The 12,854-nt window shown below is 64.5% G+C and carries 14 protein-coding genes; 3 read left to right on the top strand and 11 right to left on the bottom strand.

Annotation, left to right across the window (positions count from 1 at the left end):
- Positions 1-11: 11 nt before the first annotated feature.
- The 4 genes from LAJ50_RS11990 to LAJ50_RS11975 form a co-directional block, all read right to left on the bottom strand.
- Positions 12-371, bottom strand: coding sequence for a TIGR03745 family integrating conjugative element membrane protein (locus LAJ50_RS11990; RefSeq protein WP_009876604.1), 360 nt, complete (start codon positions 369-371; stop codon positions 12-14).
- A gap of 16 nt (positions 372-387) precedes the next feature.
- On the bottom strand, positions 388-621 hold the full coding sequence (locus tag LAJ50_RS11985) for a TIGR03758 family integrating conjugative element protein (protein ID WP_009876603.1): 234 nt from the start codon (positions 619-621) through the stop codon (positions 388-390).
- Positions 618-998, bottom strand: a complete 381-nt coding sequence (locus tag LAJ50_RS11980) for an RAQPRD family integrative conjugative element protein (protein WP_009876602.1) — start codon at positions 996-998, stop codon at positions 618-620. Before LAJ50_RS11980 ends, LAJ50_RS11985 begins: the two co-directional genes overlap by 4 nt.
- Before the next feature lie 136 nt (positions 999-1,134).
- Positions 1,135-2,037 carry a bacteriophage abortive infection AbiH family protein gene (locus LAJ50_RS11975; RefSeq protein WP_017514686.1) on the bottom strand — a complete coding sequence of 301 codons (903 nt, stop codon included), beginning with the start codon at positions 2,035-2,037 and terminating at the stop codon, positions 1,135-1,137.
- A 104-nt stretch (positions 2,038-2,141) separates the two neighbouring features.
- On the opposite strand from LAJ50_RS11975, the gene LAJ50_RS11970 reads away from it, so the two are divergent.
- The 3 genes from LAJ50_RS11970 to LAJ50_RS11960 all read left to right on the top strand — a co-directional run bounded on the left by LAJ50_RS11970 (position 2,142) and on the right by LAJ50_RS11960 (position 6,745).
- The gene (locus LAJ50_RS11970) at positions 2,142-2,816 is read left to right on the top strand and encodes a hypothetical protein (RefSeq protein WP_011871451.1); all 675 of its coding nucleotides are present in this window, start codon (positions 2,142-2,144) and stop codon (positions 2,814-2,816) included.
- 151 nt (positions 2,817-2,967) lie between these two features.
- Positions 2,968-4,020 (top strand): DUF3800 domain-containing protein, encoded by a 1,053-nt coding sequence (locus LAJ50_RS11965; RefSeq protein ID WP_011871450.1) that lies wholly within the window; start codon positions 2,968-2,970, stop codon positions 4,018-4,020.
- Positions 4,021-4,120: 100 nt separating this feature from the next.
- Positions 4,121-6,745, top strand: coding sequence for an ATP-binding protein (locus LAJ50_RS11960; RefSeq protein WP_011871449.1), 2,625 nt, complete (start codon positions 4,121-4,123; stop codon positions 6,743-6,745).
- A 29-nt stretch (positions 6,746-6,774) separates the two neighbouring features.
- On the opposite strand, the gene LAJ50_RS11955 is transcribed toward LAJ50_RS11960, so the two are convergent.
- From LAJ50_RS11955 to LAJ50_RS11925, 7 genes are read right to left on the bottom strand one after another with little or no spacing between them, the layout of a single operon-like run.
- Complete coding sequence (locus LAJ50_RS11955; RefSeq protein WP_009876598.1) at positions 6,775-7,524, bottom strand: TIGR03747 family integrating conjugative element membrane protein; 750 nt, start codon at positions 7,522-7,524, stop codon at positions 6,775-6,777.
- On the bottom strand, positions 7,521-9,707 hold the full coding sequence (gene traD / locus LAJ50_RS11950; protein ID WP_011871448.1) for a type IV conjugative transfer system coupling protein TraD: 2,187 nt from the start codon (positions 9,705-9,707) through the stop codon (positions 7,521-7,523). The genes LAJ50_RS11955 and traD overlap by 4 nt, the downstream gene beginning before the upstream one ends.
- 4 nt (positions 9,708-9,711) lie before the next feature.
- On the bottom strand, positions 9,712-10,260 hold the full coding sequence (locus LAJ50_RS11945; RefSeq protein WP_009876596.1) for an integrating conjugative element protein: 549 nt from the start codon (positions 10,258-10,260) through the stop codon (positions 9,712-9,714).
- Positions 10,257-10,847: a transglycosylase SLT domain-containing protein gene (locus tag LAJ50_RS11940; protein ID WP_009876595.1), complete on the bottom strand. Its 591-nt coding sequence runs from the start codon at positions 10,845-10,847 to the stop codon at positions 10,257-10,259. Before LAJ50_RS11940 ends, LAJ50_RS11945 begins: the two co-directional genes overlap by 4 nt.
- Positions 10,829-11,554, bottom strand: a complete 726-nt coding sequence (locus LAJ50_RS11935; RefSeq protein ID WP_009876594.1) for a TIGR03759 family integrating conjugative element protein — start codon at positions 11,552-11,554, stop codon at positions 10,829-10,831. Before LAJ50_RS11935 ends, LAJ50_RS11940 begins: the two co-directional genes overlap by 19 nt.
- 14 nt (positions 11,555-11,568) lie before the next feature.
- Complete coding sequence (locus LAJ50_RS11930) at positions 11,569-12,219, bottom strand: hypothetical protein (protein ID WP_009876593.1); 651 nt, start codon at positions 12,217-12,219, stop codon at positions 11,569-11,571.
- Entirely contained in the window at positions 12,216-12,815 is a 600-nt protein-coding gene (locus tag LAJ50_RS11925; RefSeq protein WP_020924956.1) for a PilL N-terminal domain-containing protein, read from the bottom strand. Before LAJ50_RS11925 ends, LAJ50_RS11930 begins: the two co-directional genes overlap by 4 nt.
- Between the last annotated feature and the right edge of the window lie 39 nt (positions 12,816-12,854).

Below are 12,854 nucleotides of genomic sequence, written 5' to 3'. Positions count from 1 at the left end.
CCGGCCTCGCCTTACAGGATGCCGGTGGCTTCGGTGAGCAGCCAGATGCCGATCACGAGCAGCACCGCGCCGATGGCGACCGTGAGGCCGAATTGGCCCCAGGTTTTGCGACCAGTGTGGATTTCCGCGTAGGTGCCGTAGGCGTGGTAGCACACGCCAATGAACATCGACGCCACAACCAGCAGGGCCACGAGCATGATGATGTCGTAGCCGTAGTTCCTGATCGTTTCCATGATGCCGTTGCCCGTGCCGCGGGTCGGGTTCTCCAGTTGCGGCAACCCCTGCGCGAACGACAGCGCGGGCAGCGCGGCGGCGCCCAGAGCCACGGTGGCGCGCTGGACAAAACGGGAAGTGAGGATGCGGTTTTGCATGGTCAGGCCTTTCAGGTCAGGAGAGGAGGAAGAAACTCAGGACGAGGTACATCGCGACGAAGCGGATGCAGACGCCGAGGAACTGGCGCTGGTTGAGGTGGCTCTCGGACCACCCCACGTAGGCCGTTCGGATGGCCCAGACGCCCCAGACGAGCAGGACCGCGAACACGACGCCGACCAAGACGGTCGCCATCGCGGAAGGCGCGATGCCGCTGTTGGCTTGAAATGCCGAGACCTGGGCGCCGTTCATGGCTTGACCTCCGCGGTCGTCGGCGATGGCTCGACGGCCCGCTCAGTGCGGTAGTCGCCGGCCAGTTCGGAGGGGTCGCGCGGCTGGGCACGCGAAGGTGAGAGGTGGGCCTGGATACCGGCGCGCACGCGCGCTAGGTCAGCCAGCAGCCGCGGGTAATCGAAGTGGTAGCGCTCTCCCGGCTGGATGGGGGCATGCGCGGCGCTGTCGGCGACGGTGCGCTCCAGCGCGTCGAGCTGGCGCAGCGCCGCGACCAGTTCCTGGCGCTGCGTGGGGGGCTCGGCCAACGCCATCGGGGACTGGCCCAGCAGGAGGGCCGTCACGAGAAAAGTGGGCACGCCGCGATGCGCGGCGCGCAGCCAGATCGGAGCCAACATCGCGCCATTCCTGTGAAATCAGCAATGGCTTGATCGTGGAGATCAGGGCTGCTTTAGGCCACAAACAATAGGAACTGGGGCCGACCGGATTAGGTGCGCAGCGATCCGCAAATACAGGAGCGAACGACGCTTTGTTCTACAGTGCGTCCCAAGAAGATGGCTGTCCAGCACCCGGCCACAAACCCAGGGCGACGAGCCGTTGTTCCTTATCAGGCCACTCTTGTTTGCTGCGGCATGCGACTGTCCATCGCGCCGCGGCAACGCTGGGCTGCTGAAGGAGCGCCTGGAAGTAGATCGCATCCACGGGGGACAGAGAGTGGCCAAGCACGACGACCTTCTGGATGGCTCCCAACGCCTGAAAAAACGTCCTATGCTGGGCGATCAGTTCCTCGGAACGCTTGAAGGTGGCTGAGAAGTAGTCGTCGATGATGTCGTTGGCTTCAGCCACCCGGGTATCGATCTCCTCGATATCCGGACGGTCGTTGAGCGAGGGGCGGGATTGGGGATTCCAGGCGTGGCCCAAGACCAACTCATCGTCTGCCGCATCGGATCGGCCGTGGATGTGCAGAACACGTGCCAGATCGATGCCATAGAGAGTGTCCAACGTGCTCGTGTAGTTGAAGGTCAGGAACAGCGCCTGTGGATCCAGCGTCGCAAGCCGTCGCGGGGCGGTGTCGTGTGTCGGGATGGGCAAGTCTCGGATCCATTCGGCAAAGCGCGTCCGAAGCCCCTTGGACAGTCGCTCGACGACGTTCCCCACCTCGTACTGAAAGTCGTGGTGCCCTGAATCACTCCAGTCCTCGGCACCATAGGCCCCCATGAAGTGCCCCAAGTTGTCGACCAGCATATCGGCATCCAGTTCAGCCAGGGCTAATTCCAAGTCGCACCAGTCGTCTCCGGCTGGAAGGTAGTCCTCGACCTCGCGATGAATGTCCCGGTCTGTGGCCAGGACATACTCCTTGAACTGTCCGAGGCCCGATGGAATGCCGTGCCACAGGTCGAATCCATTGCCGACTACATAAAGCGTGGTGGGGTGCACGGTGTGCTCCTTAGGTCCCAAGAATCCGAAGTGTCTGGGCATTGAAGGTTATGGTCGATATAGTAATATCAAATAGCGTAAATAACCCATTTGAGGAGTCAGTCATGAGCGTCGTTGCAGACCGTCTCGGCGTGTCGACCCTTGTGGGTACGCCCAAAGAGATTCAGGCTCAACTCGCTCGGTCGCAGGCTGACCACGTGCTGGTGGTGGCGTTCGACCACATCAAGCCCAGTGTTTTCGCGGCATTGGCGGAAAACTTCACCAACGTCGCTTCATCCATGTTCGAGGTGCTGCTTGAACGTCAGGACCGCGAATCGCTCGAACGGCTGGCAGAAATGCTCGTGCCGCGCAATCCGCTGTCGCCCCGGCTGCTCAAGGAAGCGAGCCTGCTGGTGCAGGCGCGTAAGGCGGTGTTGGAAAGTGGAGACTGGTTGACCGCCGCGAACATCGCACAACTCGCGGAACTGAGCACCCGGAACCCGAGCGCTCAGCCCAATAAGTGGAAGAAGCAACGCCAAATCTTCGCTATCAACCACGGTGGCATCGATTACTTTCCGGACTACGGGCTGGATCGTGACGCTGGTTTCCGTCCACTGAAATCGCTGGCCAAAGTGATTGAAACCTTCGAAGGACACAAAGACGGCTGGGGCATGGCTTATTGGTTCCGCTCCGAAAACAGCTTCCTGGGTGGAAATCGTCCCCAGGATCTACTCGCTTCGGCACCGGACCGTGTCATTGCGGCCGCTGTGGATGAAATTCTTGAAATGACCCATGACTAAGCGATGCGCCAATCTGCCCGCCGATGGCGAGCCACCTAGTGAACCATCCTCGGCCGCGTCTGAGCCTTCGCACAACGACGTCGGTGCCTACGATGCCGTGCTCGAATTGGCCGACAGGATCGGAGTGTCCATTGTCCAGGGGAAGAGTTGAATGGAATGCTTCCGGATCGATGAAAGTGGTTATACCGGCTTTGACCTGATGAACCCTGAGCAGCGGTTCCAAGGAGCGACGGCCATCGCCATTGAGGATGACGAGGCCGGGCGCCTGATCCGGGAGCACTTTCCCAAGCTTCAGGCGGACGAACTCAAGTACCGGGCGTTGGCTCGGCGCCCAGCCAATCACCCCCGTCTGATGGCGCTGCAGCGCGACTTGCTAACCGACCACAAGTGCGTGACCTACGTCTGCGACAAGCGCTACCTGTTGCTGCTGATGTTCCTGGACTACGCGGTCGAGCCGTTCTACTACGAGCGCGGCATGGACTTCTACGAAGACGGGCAGAACTACTCGCTTGCGTCGCTGCTGTATACGGTTGGACCGACGCTCCTCGGCAAAGGCGCGCTCGACCGGCTGTTGGTCAGCTTCCAGCGCGCGGTGAAGGAAAAGAGCTCGGAGGCGCTTGGGAACCTGATCGATGCGGCGTGCGCATCGCGCTGGTGGGAACTGCCGGAAGCGCTTGGCCCGCTTGCGCAGTTCGCTGCCCCTGAATGCCTGAAGGCGATCGTCACGCCGGGCGTCAACACCGATGCTGCTTTCGTGGTGCTGCAGTCCCTGGTCAGTCGGATGGAAATCATGGCTGACGGCCCGTATCGGGTCGAGCACGATCAGTCCAAGAACCTGCTCACTTATCACGACCTGCTGCAGCGGTACATCCGCCATGAGAAACCGATCACGTTTCGTCAATCGGAGATCGCCAGCATCACCTTTCCGCTCAAGCTTCAGTCCGTGACTCAGATCGATTCAAAGCACAGTCCTGCAGTGCAAGTGGCGGACGTGATGATCGGCGCGGCCATCGAAGCGGCGAATACGCTTACCGGACAACGCGCCGGGGTACTGGATGCCGAGAAGGTCATGGCGCTGTACGCCGATCATCAACTGATCCATATGCTGCCCTCGATCGACTTCGAGGAGCAAAAGCGTTTCCGTCAGGGATCCCAAGCGGGGCAGGTCATCGACTATTTTGCTGAGAACTTCCACAAACCGTAATAGCGAATGGAAGCATGACCCGCCTGTGCCTACTGCGCTGGCGACCGATCAACATCATCAAGGACGCCATCGAAGCGTCTTCCTGTGTAGAGGGGGCTGCATGGCAAGCATTCATTCGGAGTACCACCGCTTCTTGGCGCACTTGGCGCAACGCCAGGTGCATGACGACGTGTGCCGGCTCGCGCATCTGGTGCTTGATCACCTGCAACCTCTGGCTGAAGTTGGTGCAGCGCGCCGTGGACGCTCCACCCGCATGGCGCCACTGGCCGTCGCCCATTTGGCGCAGATGCCGGTCGCGTACCAGGGAGATGGCCACGGACCCGAAGTCGGGCCGGCGCTGGGGCGCCTGCGCCAGCTTGAGGTGGGACCGTTTCGCGGATTCATGCGGCAAGAGACATTCGACCTCAGCCACGACATCACTTTGGTCTATGGCGCCAACGGTACCGGCAAGAGCAGCTTCTGCGAGGCGCTGGAAGTGGCGATGCTCGGCTCCATCAGCGAGGCCCAAGTCAAGCGGGTCGACCAACGGACATACTGCAACAATGCCCGGTTGCGTCGCCATGTCGCGCCCGTCCTGTCTTCCGGAGCACCAGACCAGGCCCAGGCTGTGCAGCCCAACGAAGCGGAGTACCGCTTCTGCTTCATCGAAAAGAACCGCCTCGATGACTTCGCCCGCATCGCGGCGCGTACTCCGGGCGATCAGCGGCAGCTCATCGCTACCTTGTTTGGCGTGGATCAGTTCAGCGACTTCGTGCGCGGCTTCAATCCCGCGCTCGACCAAGACCTGATGCTCGTCGGCGCCCAGGCTACTCAACTCGCGCAGCGGCGCTTGCAGTTGGCGAACTCTGAACAGACGATCGCTGCTTATCCGCAAAAGATCGCGGCGGTGGAGAACTCCGAGCAAGCGCTGGCGCAACGAATGTCGCCCGGCGCGACGTACCAGGCTTGCGTTGACTGGCTGCTCGGCACACCGGAGCAGCAAGGGCGGCTGCCGTACGTCCAGGCGCAACTGGTTGCCGTCCCACCTGCCGTTCATGAGGTGAGCCAAGCGCGGCTGCAGACGCTGCTGGATGAGGCTTATCACCTTCAAGGCCTGTGGCAGGCGGCCACCGGACAGCTTTCGGCGCGTGCTGGGGAAGTGTCGTACGCTAAGCTCTACGAGGCTGTGCTGGCCTTGACTGACGGGGCGACCACCTGTCCCGCATGCGGAACCGGATTGGCTGCTGTCGCACAGGATCCTTTCGCCAAGGCCCGCACGGGCCTGGAGCAGCTCGCGCAGTTGGCCACCCTCCAGCAGCAGGAAGCCGGCCTACGGACGCAGTTGAGCGAGGCGGTGCGGGCGCTGTGGGACGAGATGCGTCGGGTAGTCGCGGTTGGCGCAAACGCTTGTCCTGCACAGTTGCAGGCAGCAGGCCTGCCTCCATTGCCGCCTACCTCGACAGGCGCCTGGCTTGGCGCATGGGTCGATGGCGACCGGCGTGCCTGGAACGCTCTGCTGCAGGTCACGGAAATCATCGAGCGCGCCGACGCGCAAGCCCGCGAAGCGCATGCCCTGCGCGGGGCGCTGGCCCGGGAGCGGGACGCACTGGACCAGCACCGGCTGGAGATCGAACGGCTGCGGACCATACGCATGACAGCCGACCAAGAAATGGCCGCTGCCCGCCAGACCGTGGCCCAATTTGACGAGGCGAACCGTGAGTTGATCGAGTCGGTCGCAACCGAAGTGCCGGTAGTCGCGCACCACCTGCGGGTCAAGGCCGCCTACGACGGCTTCTTGCCCGAAATCCAAGCCTACTTGGCCGCATTGCCGGGCGTGCTGCTCCAGGGCCTCGGAGAACAGGCACGCAATCTGTACAACGCATTCAATCGTGCTGATCCGCCTGGCGACCTCTTGCACGCGTTGTGGCTGCCTGTCGCCGAAAACGGCAAGATCGAAGTAGAGTTCACCGGTGAGCCTGGCGTGCGCTATGACGCGCTGGTGGTCTTCAGCGAAGGGCATATCAAGTGCCTGGGTCTGGCGATTCTGCTGGCGAAGAACATCGCGCAGGGGTGCCCCGTGGTCATTTTCGATGACGTCGTCAACGCGATCGACGATGACCATCGTGACGGAATCTGGCGTACCTTCTTCGAGGATGGCTTGCTCGTCGGCAAGCAGGTCATCCTCACCTCACACGCCGAGGAGTTTCTGCACCGGATCCAGCAGGAATTGGGCGCCCGGCGGGCCGGGTCCATCAAGCGCTACAAGTTCCTCCCGCACCAGGGCGAGCATGAGCTGCGCGTTGACAGCGATCCACCGACGAAGAACTACGTCCTGTTGGCCCAGCAGGCGTTGGCAGCCGATGAGAAGCGTGAGGCGCTGCGCCAGGCGCGGCCCGCGCTGGAGAGTCTGACTGACCGTCTCTGGACTTGGCTGGGCCGGCGAGCAGATGGGCGCATCGAACTCAAGCTAGGCGGGCCACGCTCCCCCTGGGAATTGAACAACAAATGCGCAAAGTTGAGATCAGCCGTCGATCGCATCTCCGCGCAGCATGCTGGCGCGCCAGACGTCGTTGTCGCTTTGACCCGGCTGCTTGGTGTTGGTGCAGGAAGCATTGAATGGGGGTGTCTCAACAGCGGTGTCCACGATTCCCAGCGAGACCACGAGTTCGACCGCTCCTTAGTGAGAGTCATTGTCGAATCGATTACGGCGTTGGACGCTGCGTTAGATGTTCTGCAGAACCGATGAGCACTACAGCCACGCGGGACAGCATTCGCCTAAAGGTATTTCTTGAAGCTGCCCGCGGTCAGGCTCACGGCCAGCCCCAGCAAGGCGGCGCTCGGCAGCAGAATCAGCAGTGGATGCACCGAGATCGGCAAGGCCAGGTACGTGACCCAGGGCAGAACGGCCAGCGGCATCAGGCTTGCTTTCGCGCGGTGGTAGATGAAGCCCGATTCGCGGCCCGCGCCGAACCGGCGCACGTCCCTCCGCACTAGGCCGTCGATCAGGCCGACGAATGCCGCGGTGAGGATCAGCGGCAACGTGAGCACCAGGACCAGCAGGCGCACAAGGAAGGTCAGCGTCGTGAAGGCTGCGGCGATCAGGTAGCTCTCGGTCCAGACATAGGCCTGGCTGATGTAGTAGCGAAAGTTGCGTGTCTGCCCGTGGCTGGGTGCACGGGCGCGCTCGGCGGTCTGGCTCATGCGCTCCAGCAAGCCCGAGCGCACGAACACCCATTCGTATCCGGTATCCACCAGCTCGTGCGCCGTGCGCCCCGGTTCCTGCACGACCACGCTGCGCGTGAAGTGGTTGGACAGGTGCCCCAACTCGTACTGCAACATCTGCTGGGAGTGTCGCCAGCCCTCGTCCTTCCAGAACAGGTGCATTCCGACGCACTCCACGACAATGGAGAACAGCAGCGAGCCGATCAGCACCCCCAGCAGCCGGAACGGCAAGGTGATGGTGCCGACGATCAGGCCTTGGCGCTGGTTCTGCTCCCGCTGCGCGGTCGAGGCGGCATCCTTCATGGCGAGGCCTCATTGCCGGCGCTGTCGTCGGTGGCCACCGGGCCAGGTTCGGCCGCAGCGGCATCATCCAACAGGTCGTCGGGCAAGGCCCCGTCCTGCAACGCCGGGGAACTGGTGAACTCCCACCACTGCGTGGCCTCGCTGTAGCTCTGGCGCATGTAGCCCGCCAGTTGTTGCAGATCCTGCGGCATGACCTCATCGGGGTCCGGTGCCGGCAGCGGCATGCGAACCTTCCAAAGCTGGCCGCCCTGCAACAATGCGAAACATTGGCCCTTGGGTAAGGCGACGACGTGCGACGGCTCGATCATCGGCACGCTGGACATGCTGATGCGGTCCTGCGTGTTGCTGGTGAAGTCCGTCGCGCCGCGGATGTCCGAGCTGTCGGTCGCGCCGGAGACGATGGTGGTCGTATAGACCTCGACCTTCGGCAATTGCCGGGTCAGCAGTTCGGCGGTGGCCGTCTCCCTGACCCTCAGCATGAACAGATTGTTGAAATTGCCAATCACTTGACCCGCTTTGGCGCGGTTCCCGATACGGGCCTCGATGTCCGAAAGCGTCTGCGTGTACGCGGTGACCTGCAGACCGGCGCCGCCGCCTTTGTTGATCAGCGGCACGAACTCGTCACCCATCAGTTCATTGAATTCATCCGCGTGGACGTTGATCGGCACGCGCGTGCCAGCCGATGCGCCCGGCAGGCCGTCATCGATCCCGTGCTTGTAGATATGGCCTGCCACCGAAACGAGATCGCTGAACATCGAGTTGCCGACCGCTGCGGCGACCTCGGCATCGGATAGCGCGTCCAGGCCCACATAGACGACTGCGCGCTTTCGGATGACCTGCATCCAATCGAAGATCGGGCGGGGGTCGGCCAGGTCGGAATAGTTCGGCGCCAGAAGCTGGGAAATCTTCCCGCTGGTGAGCTTCTCCAGCAGCGGCAGCAAAGACGCGACGATCTTGTCGAAATACGTCTTGTCGTAGCGAACCGCCGAGCGCAGGCCGTCGAGCACCGGGTCGTAGTTACGGGCCTGGGATAGGTACTGCTCCAGCGCCACCACGCGCTTCTCGCGCCCAATCATGTTGCGCGGGATGTTCTTCTCGTTGAGCTTGGCCTCGATCTGGACGATCACCTCCCAGGCTTTGGGCTCGGTCTTGGCGAAGTAGTGCTGGGCGTACTCGATGAACAGCGCGTCGATGTTGATGACGTGCCGCTGGATCAGCATGTAGTCCGGGCGCTGCCCCAGTTCCACCAAGGCGCGGGCAATGATGTTGACGAAGCGCCACGCGAATTCCCTGAAGGCTGCGCTGTTGCCTTCGCCGGAGAGCTGCCCCGCGATGCGGGTGGCGACTTCCGAGATGCGACCGAATCGGCCTACGGCGTTGTAGCGTGCCGAAATGTCCGGCCACCCCAAATGGAAGACATAGAACTCGCCTTCGCGGCCCGCGCGCTTGGCCTCGACATACATCCGCTTCAGGAGATCGGCATCTCCTTTGGGGTCGATGACGATCACGACCTCGTGTTCGCCCGCGGCGTTCCTCCGGCGGATGTCTTGAGTGACGAAGAGTTCGGCCAAACGTGTTTTGCCCACCCTTGTCGTTCCCAAAACCAAGGAGTGGCCCACGCGCTCACCCAGCGGCAGGCTGACGTCCACCTCGTCGGGTTCGATGCCGTGCAGGCGCGGCAGGCCGCCCACTGGCGGCAGCGGCCGCACCGGATTGAAAGGCACGTCCCAGCCGGTGAGTTTCGATAGCCGGGACAGCGGGAACGGCGCGAACTCCAGCCGTTCCTCCAGGCGCCGGGCCAGCCGATAGGCCGGCGTCGGCTCGACGTAGCGCCGAAACTCTGGCCGGTACGTCTGCATGAGCCTATGGGTGTGTTTCTGCTCCCACAGAAAGCCGCGTCCCACAAACAGACGTTGCTGGCTGACCGGCACGTCCTTGCTGGTCATCACGTAGCGCGGCAGGCGACGGATGTTGCGCCGGTAGCACAGGATGACGCGGGCATCGCGGTAGCGGATCGCGCCATAGGCTCCGAACGCCAGCGCGCTGCCGACACCCATGGCGGGGCTCAGCGCGAGCGACCACGGGGCCACCAGGGACAGAAACGCGGCGCCTGCACACGCCGCGACGGTATATAGCTCCACCGCTGGGCGAAGCAGAACCTCGACCGGCTGTTTCCCCGACATGGCTTCATTGCTCGATGCCGGTGGCCGTGACTAGCGCCGGGTAGTGCCGCAGGCCCAAGCGCTCGGCCAAGTCGTCGCCGGACACGGGCGCAAGCGGCACGCCGGACGCCAGTGCGCGCAGCCGCGCCAGGCCTTGCACGGTCTCGACGTTGACCACCAGACCGACCGCGCCGCGCTCGCGCAATGAGGCTGCATGGCGGCGCAACCAGGCCTGGGAAGCCTCGTCGTCGCCCACGACCACGAAGGGACGCAGGCCCGGGGCCTCGATCACCCGCCGCGCGACGGTGCCGGGCGTGAGCTTGGCGCTGCGCACCGGCAACATCGCGGCCTCATCCGCCGGCGTGGCCGGGATCTGAGTCGCAGGGATGGGCGATCGGGCCGGAGTGTTGGCGCGCGGCTGGAGGCTCAGGGCTTCGTAGTACGGCAGCGCCGACGTGCCGCCACGGTCTTCGACCAAGATCAGCGGCTCGCCGGCACGCGAGGCCAGCGGCAGACCCGCCAGCAGCACGAGCAGGCCTTTCGCCGCGAGATGGGCCAGATGGGATTTCGTCATGGGGTGGTCTCCTGGCGCGCGGCGAGGACCGCGGCGGTTGGGCGCGTGCCCTGCACGCGGGCGAGGTGGCGGGAAACGCTCCGCCGGTAGCGGGCTGCGGGCTCGCCCCCCGCGGGGCGGTGGTAGCGGCCGATCGCCAGCAGCCAGTTCTCCCCCGGGATGTGCTGCTCCTTCAGGATCTCGGAGGCGATGGCGAGGTTGCGGTACGGATCGAGCAAGTCGCACGGGCTGGTGAAGCGGTGCTTGTGGTAGCCGAGGTTGATCTGACCCAGGCCCGCGTCGATGCGCGTGTGCGGCGTGGAGCGCATCGCCTGCTGCAAACCGGCGCAGGCGTCGGCGCGGGTCGCATAGCGGCGCGATTGGCCGGCGACGTTGAGGGACCACGGCCACGGGACGATGCGTCCGTTCCGCCGGATGCCGCTCTCCTGCAAGGCCACGGCGTAGAGCACCGTGGAGGGAATGCCCGCACGTTGGGCGGCAAGCTGATAGGCCGGAGGCGGAACCTCCTGGGCATGGACGGCGCAGGCGTACAGGCCAGCAGCGATCACCAGTACGCGAAACCGCGCCGTCAGGGCTGGCGCTGCCATTGGCCGTTCACCTCGCGCACGACCGCGGGCAGATCGCCGGGCAGACCCAGCGACAGCCAGCGGCCGCCGTCGTGGTTGAGCGTGATGGTGCCGCTGCGCACCCGTGTCGGGTCGATCTGTGCGCGCTTGGCCCAGTCGCGGATGCGCGCGTCGTCCTGGCGGCTGCCGACCATGTACAGGTCGAACTCGGTACCTGAGGATTGCAGGCGTTGCACGAGCTGTCCGCAGGCCGCGCAGCCGTCCTTGACGAACACCGCCGTGCGGCCGCCGCCGCGCACTGCGCCGCCGCTGGGTTTGTCGTCAGGCAGGTTCACCCGTTGCATGCCGGGGTTCAGGCGCTGCCAGGCTTCGTCGTAGGCACGTTGATAGGCAAGCAGCTTCTCGACGCGGCGCGCTTCGATTTGCACCTGCAGTTCTGCGTAGCGCCGCCGTTCCTCGTCGGTGCGGGCCTCGATGCCCAGGGCGGACAGAGGGTCCAGGTTAGGCGAATAGATGCCCAGCGGCCCGTCCATCAGCTCGCGGTATAGCGCCCATTCCTGCGGTTGGAGGCCCCAGTCGCCTGCTACCTGGTCGTCCGGGGTTCGGGCGACCAGCGGACGCTCCTGGTTCTGCGCATTGCGGGCCGGGGCGGTGACCGGCTGCTGCGCCCAGGCGGGCAATTGGGCGGATGCCAGCAGGAGCGCGGAAAGGATGATCGACGGATTCATGTGGTGTGCTCCGGTCAGGGAATCGCCACGCGACGGGTCTGGTTGCCGGCCTGGAACACGGCGGTGTTGCCCTCAATCGCCTGTAAGTGCCACGGGCCGAGCGCATCACCTGGCAGCAGCACCTGAAGCTGGTCAGGCGTGAAGTCCGCACTGCTCGGCGCAACGGACACGCTGCGCTGGCCAGCGCGCAATTCGGCGCCGACGACGCGGAACGGCAGCGGCGGCGGTTCGGGCTTGGCGGCGGCCTTGCCCGATGCGCGCGGCTGGGCGGGTGCTGCGGCGCGCGGAACGGGCGCAGCGGTCTGGCGCGCCTTGATCTGCTCGACCTCCGCGCGCAGCGCCTGAAGGTCGTCGGCAGCGGCATAGCCGCTCAGCGTTTTCTCAACCTGGGCAGCGCGTGCTTCCAAGACTTGGCGGGTGTCTTTGAGGTCTGCCGCCGTTGCGACGGCCGAACGCTGCTGGATGGCCTCGATCGACTCGACCAGGCCCGCCGCCCGGGCTTCCAGGCGTTGCAGGCGGGAATCCAGCCGTTCCTGGTCGGCCTGGTCGTTCATGGTCTGGTAGCCCAAGGCTACGAAGACGCTGAGGCCGATCAGCCAGAGCCACAGAAGGCTCTGCACCATCACGACGGCGGCCGGGCGCCGGGCAGACTGTGGGGCGCTCATGGCTGGCCTCCCGAAACCGAAGGCTCCAGCGGGAACGTCTGCACCGCCTCGGCGGCGGGTGGCTCGGATGCGGGTTCGATGACCGCGCTGTCGGCGGGCCGTTCGAAGCAAATCTGCCGTGCGCGATCATCCGCGTGCAGTTCCCAGGCCGGGCCAGCCAGTGTGAGCAGCGCATCGCGCAAGGTCATGGGGCCGAGGTGCAGGTGCGCCGCCGGCAGCGGCAGCGCGTACAGCTCGATTACCGCGTGCGCCGTCTGGCACAGGCTGTAACCGCTGCGCTTGAGCACATGCCGCAGCCCATCGCCGACGGTGGCGCGGGCATCTTCGGGCATGGACACGTCGATGGTCTGCAACAGCAGGTCGCGTTGCGCCGCTCTGGGTGCCAGCTCGACCAGCGTGTAGCGACCGTAGCGCACGACGGGGATGTACTCGGGCGCCTCGGGTTCGGGCGTGGCCAACACTTCCTCGATGGCATCAGGTGCGGGCGGCGCAGTCGTCGTAGCGCAGCCGCCAGCCAGCACCGACCAGAGCAGGCCGAGGACTCCTGCCAGCAGGCGGCGTTCGGGATGGTGAAACCAAGGTGGAGAGGGGCACATAAGCTCGGCGTCCTGAAACAACGAGCCCTCACCATCGCC

Source organism: Pseudoxanthomonas sp. X-1, assembly GCF_020042665.1.
Lineage (GTDB): Bacteria > Pseudomonadota > Gammaproteobacteria > Xanthomonadales > Xanthomonadaceae > Pseudoxanthomonas_A > Pseudoxanthomonas_A spadix_A.
Note: the sequence above shows the minus strand (reverse complement) of the source record. Positions and strands in the feature narration are given on the sequence as shown.